Source organism: Pseudorhodoplanes sp. (assembly GCF_046289595.1).
Lineage (GTDB): Bacteria > Pseudomonadota > Alphaproteobacteria > Rhizobiales > Xanthobacteraceae > Pseudorhodoplanes.
Genome location: NZ_JBKBVB010000093.1, coordinates 1 through 18,028 on the forward strand (window position 1 = coordinate 1; position 18,028 = coordinate 18,028).

Here is an 18,028-nt window from a genome sequence, read left to right on the forward strand (position 1 = left end):
CCATGCCGCGATCATGATGAGATAGCCGAGCAGCAGGGCCGGTGCGATCCGCAGCGCCGATTTCGTCGCGAAGGCCGCGGTCCCTGCGAATGCGAGAGGACGCGGCGCTGACAAAAGCACCATCAGTCCGGCATAACCGACGAGCAACAGCCCGAGCGCCCGCAAGCCGGTGGCCGCGCCCAGCATCAGGCCGAAACCGAGAAGATCGGTCCAGCGCGGCGACGGCAATGCGCGCCCGATGCGCAGGATGAAAAATACCGCCCAGATCATCGCTGCGGCGAACGGCACATCCTTGGTATGGTTGAACATGCCGCCGAAATACGGACCGCAGACCGCAAGCGCACAGAGCGCGATCAGGCCGGCACGCGGACCGGCGATCAGCCGGGCGGTTGCGAAGGCGCCGGCAATCCCAAGGATGCCGATGGTCGCCGACAGAACGTGACGGATCAGGAAGACGTCGAACGGCAGCAGCCTCTCGAGGCCAACTGCGAAAATGTCGAACAGACCGCCATAGAGATAGAGATTTTTGTAGTTGAACAGCGCGGTGTCGCGAAAACCGCTGGCATAGTAGTTGACGATCAATTCGCCGTAGCGGTGCTGCACCTCCTCGTCGTTGGAGATGCCGTAATTGCCGACGATGACCGCTGAGAGGACAATGAGGATGGCCAGAATGGCGAAGGCGAGGCGATCGCCCCCCTTCAAAACCGTCCTGATTCCGTCAGCACCCGGCGTCATAAGGCGGGAACTTTGCCGATCTGCGACCTTTTGTCATGCTGCTGCGCACAACGCCAAGCGGCGTCCGCTGACATCAAGCACGGGTTATTCAAGACTTCGCATATGCAACAAATCCGCGCTCGAAACCCGGCCGCCGAGGCCTTACGATTAGTCTTTGATCCCGGGGCCGGGCAGGGAATGAAGCGGTGTCTCGTCATCATTGCGGTTTTCATCTTCGCGCAGACGCTCGCGGCCGCCGACGGCTACGCCCAGATGGGATTTGACCGCCCCGGCGGCGACTATGCCAGCGCACCGGTCCGCAGCGGCGATCCCGCGGTTTGCGCGGCACGCTGCGACCGCGACAAGAATTGCCGGGCCTGGAGCTTTTCCTATCCGCGAACGGTTTCGCGTGAGGCGATGTGCAGGCTGAAGAACACGGTCACAGCGGCCAAGGAGGATCCGTGCTGCGTCTCCGGCGTCCGCGGCGCCGCCGCCCTTGGACCGAAGACCGGTTCCCTGGAATTCGGGATCGACCGCTTTGGCGGCGATTACAGATCCTTCGAATTGCCCTCCGATCCGACCGGCACGGCCTGCGCAAAAGCCTGCGAGGCAGAGCCGCGGTGCCGCGCCTTCACCTATCTGCGTCCCGGCTATGGCAGCGCCTCGGCGCGGTGCTTTCTGAAGGATCGCGTCACCCGGCCGCGCCCAAAACCCTGCTGCATCTCCGGCGTCGTCCGTTAAGTTAGTGCGACCGGCACCGCGGGACACCATGTGAATCCGACACCCTTCGAAGCGAGGTGACGTCATGAAACGCTATCTCTTCGTTGCGGCGATCTCGGCGATCGCTTGCGGGAGCGCAGCCGCCCATCACGGATGGGGCAGCTACGACGCGGCCAATCCGGTGACGATCAAAGGCACCATTGTCGCGTCGAAATACGAGAACCCGCACGCGACCATCAGCGTCAAAGCTGCGGACAAGGTGTGGACCGTGACGCTTGCGCCGACCTTCCGCATGATCAATCGCGGCGCATCCAAGGAGATGGTCGCGGTCGGCAAGACGATCTCGGCCTACGGTTATGTCTCGACTGCGGAGAAAGACGAAATTCGCGCCGAACGCATCACGGTGGACGGCAAGACCGTCGAGATGCGCTGATGACGGATGCCGCGCCCGCGATCTTCGTGGCGATCGAGGGCTCGGCCTTCGCTGCAGCCATACGGCAATCGCCCTATATCTATATGGCGGCGAATGTCGCGCATATCCTGGGCCTGATGGTGTTTTTCGCCGCCGTCGCGGTGATGGACCTGCGGCTTGCCGGCTTTTTTCAGGCGAGCTGGCCCGGCAGTCTGCTGCGGCGCGCGCGGCTTGTTGCGATCCTCGGTTTCATTGCGCTGGCCGGTTCGGGCGCGATCCTGTTTGTCGCCGAGGCAAGCCATGTGGTGCTCAACGAAGCCTTCCAGTTCAAGCTGCTCCTGATCCTGCTGGCGCTGCTCAACATCGCCTGGTTCGAATATGCCGTCGCGCCGAAGGTTCACGATCTGCAGCCGCATACGCCATTGCCCGCGCGCGCCCGGCTGATCGGCATAACTTCGATATTATTGTGGCTCGCCGTGGCGGCCTGCGGCCGGCTGATCGCGTATTTTTAGAGCGGCTCAGAACCCGGTGAAGATCAAATCGAGCGCCGCAATGACAGCGTCGCGATCATTCGCGAGATTGGCGACTGCGTCCTTGTTCAGCATCCGGCGGTCGATTGCAAACAGCTCATGCGTTGCCAGCCAGAATTCACGGCCATCGACAACCACGATCGGATTGAGGCGACGGGCCCCGGTCATGTCGGCCTTGGGAACGAGCGGCGCAACGACCGTCGAGGTCAATTCATGCACGAGATCGGATTGCAGTCAGCAGATAGGGACGCGATTCCGCTTCGATGGGATCGGGATTATCGACCACATCGAACTGGCGGATCATCTGCCGTCCGAACGGTAGCGCAGCCGGCTCGATAACAAACCGTGCCGGTCGATGAAAGAATTGATGGACGTGAAGGCGTCCTTATTCTCCTCGAGCCAGCGCCTCTCCTGCTCTGCGCGAACGATGCTGCGCAGACGCCGCTCCAGTGTGTCGGATACATTGATGCCGAGGCGCCTGGCTTCGTCGAGCAATTCGGAATCGACGAACAGGTTGACCGCGCGCTTCTTCTGCACTCGGGGGGTCAAGGTGCCCATGCGCCCTCCATATGCGCAACGATAATGCGCATACGGAGAAACCGCAATCCCGCTATCACCCCGTGCCGCCGACGGTGATCTTGTCCATTCGCAGCGTCGGCTGGCCGACGCCGACCGGCACGCCCTGCCCGTTCTTGCCGCAGGTGCCGATGCCGTGATCCAGCGTCATGTCGTTGCCGATCATCGAGATGCGATGCAGGTCGGTCGGGCCGTTGCCGATGAGCATCGCGCCTTTCACCGGCGCGCCGATCTTGCCGTTCTCGATCTTGTAGGCCTCGGTGCACTGGAACACGTATTTGCCCGAGGTGATGTCGACCTGGCCGCCGCCGAAATTCACCGCATAGATGCCGTTCTTCACCGAGGCGATGATTTCTCCGGGCGAGCGTTCGCCCGACAGCATGTAGGTATTGGTCATGCGCGGCATCGGCACATGCGCATAGGATTCCCGACGGCCGTTGCCGGTCGGCTTCATGTTCATCAGCCGCGCATTCTGCCGGTCCTGCATGTAGCCGACGAGAATGCCATCCTCGATCAAGACCGTCTTGCTGGTCGGCGTGCCTTCGTCGTCGATCGACAGCGAGCCGCGGCGCGAGGCGATGGTGCCGTCGTCCAGCACGGTCACGCCCTTGGCCGCGACCTGCTGGCCCATCAGGCCGGCAAAGGCCGACGTGCCCTTGCGGTTGAAATCGCCCTCAAGGCCGTGGCCGACCGCTTCGTGCAGCATCACGCCCGGCCAGCCTGCGCCCAGCACCACGTCCATTTCGCCGGCCGGCGCCGGCACCGATTCCAGATTGACCAGCGCCTGACGGACCGCATCGTCGACCGCGCGGCGCCAGGCGGCCGTCTCAATGAAGCGGGCATAGCCCTCGCGGCCGCCATAGCCGTGGCTGCCGGTTTCCTGCCGCTCGCCCTCGCCCGCGACGATCGACACATTGATCCGCACCATCGGACGGATGTCGCGATAGACCTCGCCGTCGGCGCGCAGGATTTCCACCACCTGCCAGGTTGCACCGAGGCTCGCCGAGACCTGCCGGACCCGCGGATCCTTGGCGCGGGCATAGGCGTCGATTTCCTGCAGCAGCTTTACCTTGGCTTCGAAGCCGGGGGCGTCGAGCGGGTTTTCGTCGCCGTAAAGCCGGACATTGGTGCGGCCCGGCCCGTCGGAATATCGGCCGCTATAGCCGCTGTTCACCGCGCGCACGGCGTCGGCCGCCCGGCGCAGCGCCGCCTCGGAGAGGTCCGAGGCATGGGCATAGCCCACCGCCTCGTCCTTGACCGCACGCAAGCCGAAGCCCTGCGCGGTGTCGTAGGTCGCCTGTTTCAGGCGGCCATTGTCGAAGCCCAGCGCCTCGGTCTGCCGGTATTCCAGAAACAATTCGCCGTCGTCGGCGCCTTCGAGGCCGTTCGATAGAATGGCGCGGATCCGCGCCCGGTCGAGCCCGGCCCGGTCGATGAGGGAGGCGGTGGGGGATGTGTCGGTCATGGCGGGAAGATAGGGCGCAAATGCGGAAAGCGCGAGGGCGTCAGCCGCCCGGGCAACGACGCCCATCACGGCAGCTTGTCGAAGCCCTCGCTGAAGCCCTTCAACTCCATCGGAAAGCCGATCCCCTCTTCCGGGGTCTGGAAAATGATGAAGGTTGCCTTCTTGCCCGAGCGCAACTTTTCGACCAGCTTGCGATCGGCGTCCTCTTTCAGATTGATGGTAATCTCTGCGACGCATCCGTTGGGCAGACACCGCACAAAGCCGGCACTGCCGATATTGTCCTCGTCGATCTTGAGGCCAAGCCCGTTTGGCAACAGCACCCCAAGCGGGGCGATCACCCGCATGATGTGGATCTGCTTGTCCGCCGTTTTCAGCACAATGACCGTCAGTCCGATATTGGGTCGGTCATCGGCCAGGACAGTCTGGATGAGAGCGCATTGCTCGGCTTGCGCGCCGGGCGGCGTATCGCAGCGGATCTGCCAGTCGGCATGGACCGACCTGACAGCCCCCTGCGCCAGCGCATATCCGGGCTGCAACAGCAGGATGGCGAGGACAGCGGCCCAGGGGACGCATGCGGAGAGGACGCTTCCGGAGAGCCCTGCGAATCGAAATTTCAGCATGTCACCGTCCAGGCTGAGGAATGACCTCGTTGGCTGGCGCCGGCGCTGTCGGACCGAATCGCCATCTGCAGCGGAGAGGTCAGCGTGGCACCATGCGCGTCGCGCGCTGTCAAGCGGATCACACAAGCTTCAAAAAACGCCATTTTCTGGCCAAAAGGCGACCGTCGCCAGCCTTTTGGCGGATAGGCGGAATGTCTCATTGTTTCAAAGCGAAGCCGCATTGCGAGAAGGGCGGAATTATGGTTTGAGAGGCCGGGATTTTTCCTCAAAAAGTCCCTCGCGCATTCCCTGTCCGCACGCCATTTCCAAGGCGATGACTGTGGCAATTCGCGCGTAAATTGGCTGCCGCCTGAACCCTGGGGCGGGCGGCCAATACGGCCGATCTGTCGAAGGAGCAAAGACGACATGCGGGTGCAGACTTTCCTGATCGCAGCGATCGCCGCTGCGGCCGCCCTGATCCCGGCGACGGCGATGGCCGGCCTCGGGCAACCGTCGCCCTGGCAGGTCAATTTCCAACAATCGGCATCGCCGATCATGGACCAGATTTCGTGGTTCCATAACTTCCTGTTAGTGATCATCACGCTGATCACGCTGTTCGTGCTGGCGCTGCTGCTGATTGTGATCGTCAAATTTAACGCGCGCGCCAATCCGGTCCCCTCCAAAACGACCCATAACACCCTGATCGAGGTGGTCTGGACGGTTGTCCCGGTGATCATCCTGGTCGCGATCGCCATTCCCTCCTTCCGGCTGCTGTTCGACCAGCTCACGATTCCGCCCGCCGACGTGACCATCAAGGCCACGGGCAAGCAGTGGTTCTGGACCTACGATTATCCGGACAACGGCTTCGGCTTCGATTCCCTGATGGTGCAGGACAAGGATCTCAAGCCCGGCCAGCCCCGTCTGCTGGCGGTCGACAACGAAGTCGTGGTCCCGGTCAACAAGGTGATCCGGGTGCAGGTGATCGGCGCCGACGTGATCCACGCCTTTGCCGTTCCCTCGTTCGGCATCAAGATCGACGCCGTCCCCGGCCGCCTCAACGAAACCTGGTTTCGCGCGACGCGGGAAGGTGTCTATTACGGCCAGTGCTCGGAATTGTGCGGCAAGGACCACGCTTTCATGCCGATCACGGTGCGTGTGGTCAGCGATCGCGACTATGCGGCCTGGCTCGACGACGCGAAGAAGAAATTCGCCTACCGGCCATCCCCGGAAGACGGCGTCGCCGTCGCCGCCACGGAAACGCCGGGCGCACAATCCGGCGCACAATAACGCGGCCGCCAGGGCATATATATCGAAAAGCGAATATGTATGCTAGCATTGCGCCGCTGAAGGAAGAGACTGAAGGGTAACATCATGGCAGCCACGCCGCACACCGAAGCCCACGCAGCCCACGCCCCGGGCGCGCACGACCATCCGACCGGATGGCGCCGCTGGGTCTATTCGACCAACCACAAAGACATCGGCACGATGTACCTGATCTTCGCGATCGTCGCGGGCGTGATCGGCGGCATTCTGTCGATTGCGATGCGGCTGGAGCTGCAGCAGCCCGGCATGCAGATTTTCGCCGATGCGCACATGTTCAACGTGTTTACGACCGCGCACGGCCTGATCATGATCTTCTTCATGGTCATGCCGGCGATGATCGGCGGCTTCGGCAACTGGATGGTGCCGCTGATGATCGGAGCGCCGGACATGGCGTTCCCGCGCATGAACAACATCTCGTTCTGGCTGTTGCCGGCCTCCTTCGCCCTGCTTCTGATCTCGCTGTTCGTCGAGGGCGAGCCGGGCGCGAACGGCGTCGGCGGCGGCTGGACGCTGTATGCGCCGCTGTCGACCACCGGACATCCCGGACCTGCCGTCGACTTCGCGATCCTGTCGCTGCATATCGCGGGCGCCTCCTCGATCCTCGGCGCCATCAATTTCATCACCACCATCTTCAACATGCGCGCACCCGGCATGACGCTGCACAAGATGCCGCTGTTCGTGTGGTCGATCCTGGTGACGGTGTTCCTGCTGCTGCTGTCGCTGCCGGTGCTGGCCGGCGCGATCACCATGCTGCTGACCGACCGCAATTTCGGCACCACCTTCTTCTCTCCCGACGGCGGCGGCGATCCGATCCTGTATCAGCATCTGTTCTGGTTCTTCGGTCACCCCGAAGTCTACATCCTGATCCTGCCGGGCTTCGGCATCGCCAGCCAGATCATCGCCACCTTCTCGCGCAAGCCGGTCTTCGGTTATCTCGGCATGGCCTATGCCATGGTGGCGATCGGCGGCATCGGCTTCGTGGTGTGGGCGCACCACATGTACACGGTCGGCATGAACACCGCGACGCAGGCCTATTTCGTCGCGGCCACCATGGTGATCGCGGTGCCGACCGGCGTGAAGATCTTCTCCTGGATCGCCACCATGTGGGGCGGGTCGATCGAATTCCGCACCCCGATGCTCTGGGCGGTCGGCATGATCTTCCTCTTCACCATCGGCGGCGTAACCGGCGTCGTCCTCGCCAATGCCGGCGTCGATCGCTCGATGCACGACACCTACTACGTGGTCGCCCACTTCCACTATGTGCTGTCGATGGGCGCGGTCTTCACCATCTTCGCGGGCTGGTATTACTGGTTCCCGAAGATGAGCGGCTACATGTACAACGAGACCATCGGCAAGCTGCACTTCTGGGTGACGTTCATCGGCGTCAACATCCTGTTCTTCCCGCAACACTTCCTTGGTCTTGCCGGCATGCCGCGCCGTATCGCGGACTATCCGGATGCCTATGCGGGCTGGAACTACGTCTCCTCGATCGGCTCCTACATCTCCGCCGTTGGCCTTCTGATCTTCTTCTACGGCCTGGTCGTAGCCTTCACCCGCAAGGAAAAGGCTGTCGACAATCCGTGGGGTCCGGGCGCAACGACACTGGAATGGACGCTGTCCTCACCGCCTCCGTTCCACCAGTTCGAAGTTCTGCCCAAGATCAAGTGATTCAACGATCGCACGATCCTGTCCGGATGACTGTCTGACGATGCCGACACAGACCCATACAGCGCATCTGCCTCCGCCGCTCGCCGCGGCGGAGGCGCACGCGCATGCGGGTCGCACGGCCTCGATCCCGAGTCTCGCCACGCCGCGCGACTATTTCGAACTTCTGAAGCCGCGGGTGATGTCGCTTGTGGTCTTCACCGCGTTGGTCGGCATGGTGGCTGCGCCCGAACCGATCAATCCGGTGATCGGGCTCGCGGCGCTGATTTTCATCGCCATCGGCGCGGGCGCGTCCGGCGCGCTGAACATGTGGTACGAAGCCGACATCGACGCCATGATGGCGCGCACCGCCAAACGCCCGATCCCGCAGGGCATCGTCGCGCGCGGCGAGGTGCTCGGCTTCGCGCTGTTTCTTGCAGTCTTCTCGGTCGTGGCGCTGGGGCTTCTGGTCAACCTTCTGTCGGCCGCCCTGCTCGCCTTCACCATCGTCTTCTACGCCGTCATCTATTCGATCTTCCTCAAGCCATCGACGCCGCAGAATATCGTGATTGGCGGCGCCGCCGGCGCCTTCCCGCCGGTGATCGGATGGGCCGCCGCCTCCGGCGGCATCGCGCTCGAGCCGCTGGTGATGTTTCTCATCATCTTCGTCTGGACGCCGCCCCACTTCTGGGCGCTGGCGCTGATTCGCGCCGACGAATATGCCCGCGCCGGCGTGCCGATGCTGCCCGTGGTCGCGGGCGATACCGAGACTCGCCGGCAGATCGTCCTGTATTCCGTCCTTTTGGCGCCCGTCGGCGTGCTGCCGTGGCTTCTTGGCTATACCAGCCTCGTGTACGGTGCGGTCGCGGTGGTCTCCGGGCTTCTGTTCGTGGCCGCCGCGTTCCGCCTGCGCAAGGCTGCACCGGGCGAGGCGACCGAGCAGGCCGCGAAGGCGCTGTTTGGCTACTCGATCCTGTATCTGGTCCTGCTCTTCGCCGTGCTCCTCGTCGAGAAGGCCTTTGGCTGGTCGTTCGGGCAGATCGTATGGTGAGCCTCTTGAACGCACGTCCCGATCCGGAGGGCATTGTCCTCACCCCCGAGCAGAAGCGGGCGCGCCGCCAGCGCTCGATCGCGATCGCGATCCTGCTCGCCGTTCTTGTCGTGCTGTTCTATTTCGTGACGCTGGTGAAAGGCCCCGGCGTTCTTAACAGGCCGCTCTGACATGACCGCGCAACCGCAACGCTCCACGCCGATCCGCGATGTCGTTGTCGCCAGCGCCTGCGGCGCCTTCGTCGCGCTGATGATCGGGGCGGCCTATGCCGCCGTTCCGCTTTACGACTGGTTCTGCCGCGTCACCGGCTTCAACGGCACCACCCAGGTTGCGACCTCGGCACCCGGGCAGATTTCCGACCGGATGGTCACGGTGCGTTTCGACGCCAATGTCGGCCCTGGTCTGCCCTGGCGCTTCGCACCCGAGCGCAACGAAATCCAGGCACGCCTCGGCGAAGTGGTCACCGTCGACTATTACGTCACCAACACCACGGCCCGCGAAACCCACGGCGTCGCCGGCTATAACGTCACGCCGCTGTCCTGGGGCAGCTATTTCCACAAGATCAACTGCTTCTGCTTCACCGAACAGACGCTCAAGCCGGGCGAAAGACGGGCGATGACGGTCGTGTTCTATGTCGATCCGGCGCTCGCCAATGATTCCGATGCGCGCGGCAATCTGAGCATGACCTTGTCCTATACATTTTATCCGCAACGCGAGCCGCAACGGCCGGTCGCACAAACCGGCACGGCGGGCGCGGGGCGGATCTAGGGGGATCGGCGCGACAGCGCCCGAACGGATCGAGACGGAGACTGAAGGAATGGCTGGCGGTCACACAAAGCATCACGATTATCATCTCGTGAATCCCAGTCCGTGGCCGGTCATCGGCTCGATCTCGGCATTCATCATGGCGGTCGGCGCGATCTTCTGGATGCACAAGACCTTCGCGATCGCACCGCTGGTCTTCGCGGCCGGTGTGCTCGGCGTCATGTACACCATGATCGGATGGTGGCGCGACGTCATCAACGAGGCCGAGACCGGCGACCATACCCGGGTCGTGCAGCTGCATCACCGCTACGGGATGATCCTGTTCATCGCCTCCGAGGTGATGTTCTTCGTGGCCTGGTTCTGGGCCTATTTCAACGTCGCGCTCTTCCCGGGCGACGCGCAGCAATTCATGCGCGCCGAGCTCATCGGCGGGGTCTGGCCGCCGCGGAATATCGAGACCTTCGATCCCTGGCACCTGCCGCTGCTCAACACCCTGATCCTGCTCACCTCCGGCACCACCGTCACCTGGGCGCATCACGCGCTGCTCGAAGGCGACCGCGAGGCGGTGAAGAAGGGGCTGTGGCTCACCATTATCCTCGGCCTCCTGTTCACCTGCGTCCAGGCCTATGAATACGGTCACGCCGCATTCTCGTTCTCGGGCAACATCTATGGCGCCACCTTCTTCATGGCGACCGGCTTCCATGGCGCCCATGTCATCATCGGCACGATCTTCCTGATCGTTTGCCTGATGCGCGTCTATGCCGGCCACTTCACGCCCAAGCAGCATCTCGGCTTCGAATTCGCCGCCTGGTACTGGCATTTCGTCGACGTTGTCTGGATCTTCCTGTTCGCCGCCATCTATGTCTGGGGCGCCGGCACCAACTTTGCCGGGATCGCCCCCTAGCGCGGCGCGTTCCACCATGGGCGTTTCGGGAAAGGGCGGCTCCGGCCGCCCTTTTTCTTTGTCCTTGGCTGCACTTCGGCTGCTTCTCCGTCTGGCCGGAATCGGCGAAGCGTCGCACGCCCCTCGGAACTGTCATGACGAAACCGCGGGTTACGTCATGGGCTCCGCCGCCCTACATTAAAAACGATACAGCAACCGGCCCATCGATGACCGAGCCCTCCCCCCTCCTCGCAGGCCTCACCTGCCGTTGCCCGCAATGCGGCAAGGGCCGCCTGTTCGACGGCTTCCTGTCGCTGCGCCCGCGCTGCGAAGCATGCGGGCTCGATTACGGCTTTTTCGATTCCGGTGACGGTCCGGCCGTGTTCATCATTCTGGCGGCGGGCTTTGTCGTGGTCTTCGCAGCGCTGGTGGTCGAGGTGCTGTACCAGCCTCCCTTCTATATTCACGCCGCGCTGTGGCTGCCGCTGATCCTGATCACGACGCTGTTGCCGCTGCGGCCGGTCAAGGCGCTGATGATCGCCCTGCAATTCCGCCACAAGGCCGCCGAAGGCCGGTACGAGCCGCGCGAGCCGAAATGACGGCGGCTGCTGCAAGACCCTATTGGCGGCGCGTGCTGGTGCCCGGCGTCCTGACTCTCGTCGGCCTTGCCATCCTGATCTCGCTCGGGGTCTGGCAGCTGCAGCGCAAGGCGTGGAAGGAAGCCCTGATCGCGACTCTGGACGCGCAGATCAAGGCGCCGCCGGTGCCGCTGCCGCCGGCGTCGGAATGGCCCTCGCTCACGGCGGCAAATTCCGAGTTCCGGCGCGTGAGGCTGCGGGTGGAACCCATGGCGCAGGCGGCGCCGGCTTATCTCTATACCGGAGCATCGGCGCTGCGCACCGACGTCAAGCAGCCGGGCTATTTCGTGTTTGCTCCGTTCCGCCTCCCGGACGGGACGGCGGTCGTCATCAATCGCGGATACATCCCCGAAGGGAGCAAGATCGGCGCGCAGTCCGGGGCGGACGAGATCACCGGCTATATCCGCTGGCCCGAGACGCCCGGGCTTTTCGTAGCCAAGCACGATGCCAAGGACGACATTTGGTTCGTGCGCGATCCGGCTGCGATGGCCAAGGCGCGCGGATGGGGTTCTGTCGCTCCCTTTTATATCGATCAGGAGGCGCCTGTTCCGCCGGGAGGCTTTCCGAAACCCGGTCCGCTGACCGTCAGGCTGAAAAACGACCATCTCGGCTACGCCATAACCTGGTTCGGGCTTGCCGGTACTTTGGTAGGGGTTTTTGCGGTCTGGGGACTGCGAGAACGGTATAATAGAACTCCCTAAACCGGGCCGCCTTCCTTGTAGAACCGCCCCCGAGCGACTAGTCTAAGGGTCGCAACGGCATTTCCCCCGTCGGGAAATCTCCAGCAAATCAATAACTTGCGTCTTCCCCGCCTGTGGATAGGTCCGCCGGCGGCGGGTTCGAGGACTGGCATTGCAATACGTGTCGACCCGCGGCGAAGCCCCGGCACTTGGCTTCATCGACGTGACGCTCGCGGGCCTCGCCCGCGACGGCGGATTGTATTTGCCGCAGTGCTGGCCGCGCCTTTCGGCGGACACCATCGCGTCCTTTGCCGGCCGGCCCTATGCCGAAGTCGCCGTTGAGGTGATCCGCCCCTTCACCGGCGGGCAGATCGCCGAACACGACCTGTCGCGGATCGCGCAGGAGGCCTACGGCACGTTCCGGCATCCCGCGGTCGCCCCGCTCGCGCAGATCGGCGCCAATACGTTTCTGCTCGAGCTGTTCCACGGCCCGACGCTCGCCTTCAAGGATCTCGCCATGCAGTTCCTGGCGCGGCTGATGGATTATGCGCTGGAGCAGCGCGGCGAGCGCGCCACCATTGCCGTCGCCACCTCCGGCGACACCGGCGGCGCCGCGGTCGAGGCCTTTCGCGGCCGCAACCGCATCGATCTCGTGGTGCTGTTCCCGGAAGGCCGCGTCTCCGATGTGCAGCGCCGGATGATGACGACGGCCGACGATGCCAACATCCACGCGATCGCGGTGCGGGGCACCTTCGACGATTGCCAGGCCCTGGTGAAGGGCATGTTCAACCATCACGCCTTCGCGGACCGCGTGCGGCTCGCCGGCGTCAACTCGATCAACTGGTCGCGCATCGTCGCGCAGGCGGTCTATTACTTCACCGCGGCCGTGGCGCTCGGCGCGCCGCACCGCAAGGTCGCTTTCACGGTGCCGACCGGCAATTTCGGCGACATTTTCGCGGGGCATGTGGCGCGCAGCATGGGGCTGCCGGTCGACCGCCTCGTGATCGCGACCAACATCAACGACATCCTGGTCCGCGCCCTGACCACCGGCGTCTACGAGCCGCGCGAGGCGATCGCGACCTCCTCACCCTCGATGGATATCCAGGTTTCGTCCAATTTCGAGCGGCTGCTCTTCGAGGCCTATGGCCGCGATGCGGCGGCGCTGCGCGCGCTGATGAAGAATTTTGCGCAATCGCGCCGGTTCGACATCGCCGCGGCCCCGCTCGCCGACATCCGCGCGGGCTTTGCCGCCGCGCGCGCCGACGAGGACGAAGTCGCCGCCACCATGCGCACGGCGTTGCGCGAAACCGGCCAGTTCGTCGATCCACATACCGCCGTCGGGATCGCGGTGGCGGAAAAGGAGCCGCGCGATCCGGCCTTGCCGATGATCGTGCTGTCCACGGCGCATGCCGCGAAATTTCCGGATGCGGTCGAGGCCGCGTGCGGCGCTCGGCCGCCGTTGCCAGCGTGGCTGTCCGGCCTGAACGAACGGCGCGAGCACATCACCGTGCTGCCGCCCGATCAGACGGACATCGAAAAGTTTGTACTGGCGGCCGCCCGGGCCGCGCGTGAAGGAGCAGCCGCATGAGCGTCGAAGTCACCCGCTTGCCGTCCGGACTGACCGTCGTCACCGACGCCATGCCGCATCTGGAATCGGCCTCGCTCGGCGTCTGGGTCGGCGCCGGCAGCCGCGACGAGCTCGCCGATGAGCACGGCATCTCGCATCTGCTCGAACACATGGCGTTCAAGGGGACGAAGCTGCGCACCGCGCGGCAGATCGTCGAGGAGATCGAGGCCGTCGGCGGCGACCTCAATGCCGCCACCTCGCTCGAAACCACGACCTATTACGCGCGCGTGCTGAAGGCCGACGTGCCGCTGGCGCTCGACGTTCTGTCCGACATTCTCACCAATCCGGCCTTCGATCCGGAGGAACTGTCGCGCGAACAGAATGTCATCATCCAGGAAATCGGCGCCGCCGAGGACACGCCGGACGACATCGTATTCGACCACCTGCAGCGCTGCGTCTATCCGGATCAGGCGATCGGACGCCCGGTGCTCGGCACCCGCGAGAGCGTGCGCTCGATCAATGCCAACCGCCTGCGTCAGTATCTGGCGCGCAACTATTGCGGTTCCGACATGGTGATCGCAGCCTCGGGCTCGGTCACCCATCAGATGATCGTCGACGAGGCCGAGCGCCTGTTCGGCGGCTTCAACGGCGCTGCCGGCCGCACCCGCGAACCCGCACGCTTTGTCGGCGGCACCTATATCGAGCGCCAGGATCTCGAACAGGCGCATCTGGCGCTGGCGATGGAGGGGTTGCCGCAGCGGCATCCGCACCTGTTCAGCCTGCAGGTCTTCACCAACATCATCGGCGGCGGAATGTCGTCGCGGCTGTTCCAGGAAGTGCGCGAAATCCGCGGGCTGTGCTACTCGATTTCCAGCTTCCACATGGCTTACTCCGACACCGGCTTTTTCGGAATTTACGCCGGCACCGACGACAACGACGCGCCCGAACTGGTGCAGGTCGTCGTCGATGAACTGGAGCGCGCGGTATCGAGCATCACCGAGGAAGAGGTGGCCCGCGCCAAGGCGCAGATGAAGGCGAGTCTGTTGATGGCGCTGGAAAGCTCCGGCGCGCGCGCCGAGCAGATCGCACGCCAGATGATGGTATACGGGCGGCCCCTGCCGCTGCCGGAAATCGTTGCCAAGATCGAGGCGGTGACGGTGGAGAGCACGCAAGCCGCAGGCCTTGCCCTGCTCGCACGCAGCCGGCTGGCGATTGCCGGTCTCGGACCGGGCCGCGGCGTTGAACGCGCTGCGCAGATCGTGGAAAACTTCGCGGGTGCTGCTGCTTAGGGAGGCATACCGTTTCTTCGTTCATTCCCGTGAATGCAGGTATCCGGCACGGACCATTGCGGATTCCAGCCTCTGCGGGGACGAGCGGCGAAAGTGACGCCGCGGTCCAATGGCCTTCTTTCGATCGATCCAGCTCAGCGAGACCCATCCGATCGTCCAGGGCGACGGGGTTTACCTCCGTGCGCCACAGATGTCGGACTTTCCCGCCTGGGCTGCGTTGCGCGAACAGAGCCGCAGCTTCCTCGTGCCTTGGGAACCAACCTGGCCGGAGGACGATCTGACGCGATCGTCCTTCCGTCGCAGGCTGCGCCGCTACGCCGAGGATATGCGCGCCGATCAGGCCTATGCCTTCCTGTTGTTCCGCAAGACTGACAACACCTTGATCGGCGGCATCACACTCACCAATGTCCGCCGCGGCGTCGCACAGGCCGCCAGCATGGGATACTGGGCCGGTGCGCCTTTCGCCGCCCAAGGCTATATGACCCGCGGCGTGCTGGCGCTCATCCCGTTCGCCTTCGACGTCCTGCGCCTGCACCGCATCGAGGCCGCCTGCATCCCGACCAACCAGCCCTCGATCCGTCTGCTGGAGCGGACCGGATTCACACGGGAGGGTTATGCCCGGGAATATCTCTGCATCAACGGGCTCTGGCAGGACCACCTGCTCTATGCGCGGCTGCGGGGCGATTAACCACGGTCCTGGCTGCGGCCGGGCACGCCTTGGGCTGGCCACGGTTCCATTGCTATAAACCAGAGGGCCTGCCGCCCATCGCGGGCACAATGCCGGACAATATCTGAACGATGGACTGGATCACCTTGAGCAGGCGCCGCTGCGGCGGCGCCGGAGCCGCGGCGGCGGTGGGGTTGGCGCTGACCTTGGGCGCGTGCTCGTCTTCCGGCGGCGACGGCGTCTCATTTACCGATCGCTTCAATCGCGCAATGGCCACCGGAACCCAGACTGCGCCGGCCCCCGCGCCGACGACCGGCGCCACAATCAATCTGGAAACGTGCCCCAATGTGGACGTCCGGCGCGGCGCCGGCACCATCACCATCAACACCAACACCCGCGATCCGTCGGCGATGCAGCTGCGCTATCAGATTTCGGTCGGACAGATGGCGCGGGAATGCGCCAGCGCCGCCGGGAATCTGAATATCAAGGTCGGCATGCAGGGCCGCATTGTGCTCGGACCGGCGGGCGGGCCGGGCACGATCGAAGTGCCGGTACGTTACGCGCTGGTCGAGGAAGGACCGCAACCGAAGACGCTCTATTCGAAACTGTATCGGGTCCCGGTCTCCATCGCGGAGGGCCAGCCGAGCGTCTCCTTCACGCATATCGAGGAAGAGATGTCGGTGCCGATGCCGACACCGGCGGCATTCGATCGCTACGTGATCTATGTCGGCTTCGATCCGCTCGGCTCCGCGCAAGAGCGCCAGCAAAAGCGCCCCGCCAAAAAGCGCGCGCCCCAAGGGTAGTCTCGCAGCCGCCCGAACGCAGGGCCGGTATGGGACGGCCGACCGCGGTGATCAGGGCCGCGCCTCAATAGCTTCGAAGCCTCGTCACTTCGGACTTCAGGGCGTGACAGGGTTGTGCCGTTGAAAAGGCCGATCGTCCGGTGCGTCAACCGGCCGCAGGCTGGGCGAACAGGAAACCGGGAGCGGACGGGAGACGCGCGCGATCAGTTCAGCTTTTTCTTCACGTCGTCGATGCCGCGCGCGATCAGCTGCTCGGCAACCGCACCCTTGGCGGCGAGGCTCAGCACCTTCTCGGCGGCGCCCGCCGCGACCTCCGCGGCAATGCTGCGGACTTCGGTGAGCGCCTGGGCTTCAGCCTGCGCGATCTTGGTCTCGGCCATTTTGGTGCGCCGGCTCACGAAGTCTTCGAGCTTGGCCTGCGCATCGGCGGCGAGCCGCTCGGCATCCGCCTTGGCGCTCTCGATAATCGCGGCGGCCTCCTGCTCGGCGTTCGCGGTCTTCTGCTTGTATTCGGCGAGCAGCGCCATCGCCTCGGCCTTGAGCCGCGCGGCCTCGTCGAGTTCGGACTGGATGCGGGAGCTGCGCTTGTCGAGCGTATCGCCGATCATCCTGTGGACGCCGAGATAGGCGAGCCCGGCAAAGAAGATCACGAAGGCGGCGAGCACCCAGAATTCGGCTTCCCAGAAGAACGCCATGGCTCAGCCTTTCATCGACTTTTCGACGGCGTCGCTGACCGCCTTGGGCTCGGGCCTGGTTCCGATCAGCCGTTCGACGATGTCGGACGCCGCTTCCGACGCGATGCTTTTGACATTCGCCATCGCCGCATTCTTGGTCTGCACGATGGTTTTCTCGGCCTCGTGCAGCCGCTCGGCGAGCTGCGCCTCGAGCGTCTTGCGGCGCTCCTCGGCCTCCGCCATCAGCTTGTCGCGGGTCTGCGCGGCAAGCGCGTGGGCGTTGTTGCGCGCCTGCGCGAGCTTGCTTTCGTAGCCCGCGATCGCCGCGTCGGTATCGTCCTTGGCTTTCTGCGCGGCCGCCAGATCCGCGGCGATCCGTTCTGCGCGTTCTTCCAGGATCCTGCCCACGCGCGGCAGGGCCACGCGCGACATCAAGAGATAGAGCAGCACGAAAGCGATCGCGAACCAGAGTATCTGGGACGCGAAGGTTTCCGAATTGAACGGCGGAAACGGCTCTTTGGCGCCGCCCGGAGCCTGAGTTGTCGCGAGTGTGATCATCTCTGAATCCGCAAGGCCTGCGCGCCGGCAGCGCGCAGGGCGGCCGGTTGCGTCAGACGGCGAACAGCAGCAAGAGCGCGATCAGCAGCGAGAAGATGCCGAGCGCTTCGGTCACCGCGAAGCCGAAAATGAGGTTGCCGAACTGCCCCTGCGCGGCCGACGGATTGCGCAGCGCCGAGCCCAGGAAGTTCGCGAAGATGTTGCCGACGCCGACGCCGGCGAGACCCATGCCCAGACAGGCAATGCCGGCGCCGATGTATTTTGCTGCTACGGGGTCCATAGACTTTCCTCTTTGACAGGTGATCGCGTTACAGGTGATCGGTGGTGGATGGAATTATCGAAAGACAGATCTAGTGACCCGGGTGAAGCGCATCGTTGAGATAGATGCAGGTCAGGATGGTGAAGACATAGGCCTGCAGGAATGCGACCAGGAATTCCAGCGCGGTCAGCGCCACGGTCATGCCGAGCGG

At 64.1% G+C, this 18,028-nt stretch carries 24 protein-coding genes and 1 pseudogene; 15 read left to right on the forward strand and 10 right to left on the reverse strand.

The window, feature by feature from the left end; genetic code table 11:
• On the reverse strand, positions 1–702 hold a 702-nt coding region (locus tag ACK41X_RS17105), incomplete at its 3' end, for a glycosyltransferase family 39 protein (RefSeq protein ID WP_409725803.1).
• A gap of 210 nt (positions 703–912) precedes the next feature.
• On the opposite strand from ACK41X_RS17105, the gene ACK41X_RS17110 reads away from it, so the two are divergent.
• The 3 genes from ACK41X_RS17110 (at position 913) to ACK41X_RS17120 (ending at position 2,358) form a co-directional block, all read left to right on the forward strand.
• Entirely contained in the window at positions 913–1,455 is a 543-nt protein-coding gene (locus ACK41X_RS17110) for a PAN domain-containing protein (protein WP_409725805.1), read from the forward strand.
• A 64-nt stretch (positions 1,456–1,519) separates the two neighbouring features.
• Positions 1,520–1,867, forward strand: a complete 348-nt coding sequence (locus tag ACK41X_RS17115) for a DUF6152 family protein (RefSeq protein WP_409725807.1) — start codon at positions 1,520–1,522, stop codon at positions 1,865–1,867.
• Positions 1,867–2,358, forward strand: a complete 492-nt coding sequence (locus tag ACK41X_RS17120; protein ID WP_409725809.1) for a DUF6644 family protein — start codon at positions 1,867–1,869, stop codon at positions 2,356–2,358. The genes ACK41X_RS17115 and ACK41X_RS17120 overlap by 1 nt, the downstream gene beginning before the upstream one ends.
• A gap of 6 nt (positions 2,359–2,364) precedes the next feature.
• Here ACK41X_RS17120 and ACK41X_RS17125 read toward each other — a convergent pair whose 3' ends face one another.
• From ACK41X_RS17125 to ACK41X_RS17140, 4 genes are all read right to left on the reverse strand, one after another.
• Positions 2,365–2,595, reverse strand: a complete 231-nt coding sequence (locus ACK41X_RS17125) for a CcdB family protein (RefSeq protein WP_409725812.1) — start codon at positions 2,593–2,595, stop codon at positions 2,365–2,367.
• A gap of 81 nt (positions 2,596–2,676) precedes the next feature.
• Complete coding sequence (locus ACK41X_RS17130) at positions 2,677–2,934, reverse strand: type II toxin-antitoxin system CcdA family antitoxin (protein ID WP_409725813.1); 258 nt, start codon at positions 2,932–2,934, stop codon at positions 2,677–2,679.
• Between the two features lie 55 nt (positions 2,935–2,989).
• The gene (tldD, locus tag ACK41X_RS17135; protein ID WP_409725846.1) at positions 2,990–4,417 is read right to left on the reverse strand and encodes a metalloprotease TldD; all 1,428 of its coding nucleotides are present in this window, start codon (positions 4,415–4,417) and stop codon (positions 2,990–2,992) included.
• 65 nt (positions 4,418–4,482) lie between these two features.
• Positions 4,483–5,037, reverse strand: coding sequence for an invasion associated locus B family protein (locus ACK41X_RS17140; RefSeq protein ID WP_409725815.1), 555 nt, complete (start codon positions 5,035–5,037; stop codon positions 4,483–4,485).
• Positions 5,038–5,442: 405 nt separating this feature from the next.
• On the opposite strand from ACK41X_RS17140, the gene coxB reads away from it, so the two are divergent.
• From coxB to ACK41X_RS17195, 11 genes are all read left to right on the forward strand, one after another.
• Positions 5,443–6,303, forward strand: coding sequence for a cytochrome c oxidase subunit II (gene coxB / locus ACK41X_RS17145; protein WP_409725817.1), 861 nt, complete (start codon positions 5,443–5,445; stop codon positions 6,301–6,303).
• A gap of 84 nt (positions 6,304–6,387) precedes the next feature.
• The gene (gene ctaD, locus ACK41X_RS17150; protein ID WP_409725819.1) at positions 6,388–8,007 is read left to right on the forward strand and encodes a cytochrome c oxidase subunit I; all 1,620 of its coding nucleotides are present in this window, start codon (positions 6,388–6,390) and stop codon (positions 8,005–8,007) included.
• A 40-nt stretch (positions 8,008–8,047) separates the two neighbouring features.
• Positions 8,048–9,034, forward strand: a complete 987-nt coding sequence (locus ACK41X_RS17155; RefSeq protein WP_409725821.1) for a heme o synthase — start codon at positions 8,048–8,050, stop codon at positions 9,032–9,034.
• A gap of 5 nt (positions 9,035–9,039) precedes the next feature.
• Positions 9,040–9,204 carry a CoxF protein gene (locus tag ACK41X_RS17160; RefSeq protein WP_409725823.1) on the forward strand — a complete coding sequence of 55 codons (165 nt, stop codon included), beginning with the start codon at positions 9,040–9,042 and terminating at the stop codon, positions 9,202–9,204.
• Position 9,205: 1 nt separating this feature from the next.
• Positions 9,206–9,802, forward strand: coding sequence for a cytochrome c oxidase assembly protein (locus ACK41X_RS17165; protein ID WP_409725825.1), 597 nt, complete (start codon positions 9,206–9,208; stop codon positions 9,800–9,802).
• Between the two features lie 49 nt (positions 9,803–9,851).
• Positions 9,852–10,703, forward strand: a complete 852-nt coding sequence (locus tag ACK41X_RS17170; RefSeq protein ID WP_409725827.1) for a cytochrome c oxidase subunit 3 — start codon at positions 9,852–9,854, stop codon at positions 10,701–10,703.
• A gap of 206 nt (positions 10,704–10,909) precedes the next feature.
• Positions 10,910–11,281, forward strand: a complete 372-nt coding sequence (locus ACK41X_RS17175; RefSeq protein ID WP_409725829.1) for a DUF983 domain-containing protein — start codon at positions 10,910–10,912, stop codon at positions 11,279–11,281.
• The gene (locus ACK41X_RS17180) at positions 11,278–12,021 is read left to right on the forward strand and encodes an SURF1 family protein (RefSeq protein WP_409725831.1); all 744 of its coding nucleotides are present in this window, start codon (positions 11,278–11,280) and stop codon (positions 12,019–12,021) included. Before ACK41X_RS17175 ends, ACK41X_RS17180 begins: the two co-directional genes overlap by 4 nt.
• Before the next feature lie 151 nt (positions 12,022–12,172).
• Positions 12,173–13,588, forward strand: a complete 1,416-nt coding sequence (gene thrC, locus ACK41X_RS17185; RefSeq protein WP_409725833.1) for a threonine synthase — start codon at positions 12,173–12,175, stop codon at positions 13,586–13,588.
• On the forward strand, positions 13,585–14,856 hold the full coding sequence (locus ACK41X_RS17190) for a M16 family metallopeptidase (RefSeq protein ID WP_409725835.1): 1,272 nt from the start codon (positions 13,585–13,587) through the stop codon (positions 14,854–14,856). Before thrC ends, ACK41X_RS17190 begins: the two co-directional genes overlap by 4 nt.
• Positions 14,857–14,965: 109 nt before the next feature.
• A complete protein-coding gene (locus ACK41X_RS17195; RefSeq protein ID WP_409725837.1) occupies positions 14,966–15,544 on the forward strand; it encodes a GNAT family N-acetyltransferase in 579 nt (192 codons plus the stop codon).
• Between the two features lie 52 nt (positions 15,545–15,596).
• Here ACK41X_RS17195 and ACK41X_RS17200 read toward each other — a convergent pair whose 3' ends face one another.
• Positions 15,597–15,869, reverse strand: coding sequence for a hypothetical protein (locus ACK41X_RS17200; protein ID WP_409725839.1), 273 nt, complete (start codon positions 15,867–15,869; stop codon positions 15,597–15,599).
• A 1-nt stretch (position 15,870) separates the two neighbouring features.
• Between ACK41X_RS17200 and ACK41X_RS17205 the strand changes: the two genes are divergently transcribed.
• Complete coding sequence (locus tag ACK41X_RS17205; RefSeq protein WP_409725841.1) at positions 15,871–16,326, forward strand: hypothetical protein; 456 nt, start codon at positions 15,871–15,873, stop codon at positions 16,324–16,326.
• Between the two features lie 203 nt (positions 16,327–16,529).
• Here ACK41X_RS17205 and ACK41X_RS17210 read toward each other — a convergent pair whose 3' ends face one another.
• The 4 genes and pseudogenes from ACK41X_RS17210 to ACK41X_RS17225 all read right to left on the reverse strand — a co-directional run.
• Positions 16,530–17,021: an ATP F0F1 synthase subunit B gene (locus tag ACK41X_RS17210; RefSeq protein ID WP_409725843.1), complete on the reverse strand. Its 492-nt coding sequence runs from the start codon at positions 17,019–17,021 to the stop codon at positions 16,530–16,532.
• Positions 17,022–17,024: 3 nt separating this feature from the next.
• Positions 17,025–17,609: pseudogene (locus tag ACK41X_RS17215) on the reverse strand (F0F1 ATP synthase subunit B); the annotation flags it as partial.
• A gap of 1 nt (position 17,610) precedes the next feature.
• A complete protein-coding gene (locus tag ACK41X_RS17220; protein ID WP_086087024.1) occupies positions 17,611–17,838 on the reverse strand; it encodes a F0F1 ATP synthase subunit C in 228 nt (75 codons plus the stop codon).
• A gap of 70 nt (positions 17,839–17,908) precedes the next feature.
• Positions 17,909–18,028 (reverse strand): F0F1 ATP synthase subunit A (locus ACK41X_RS17225; RefSeq protein WP_409725848.1); only part of this gene is annotated, 120 nt, incomplete at its 5' end.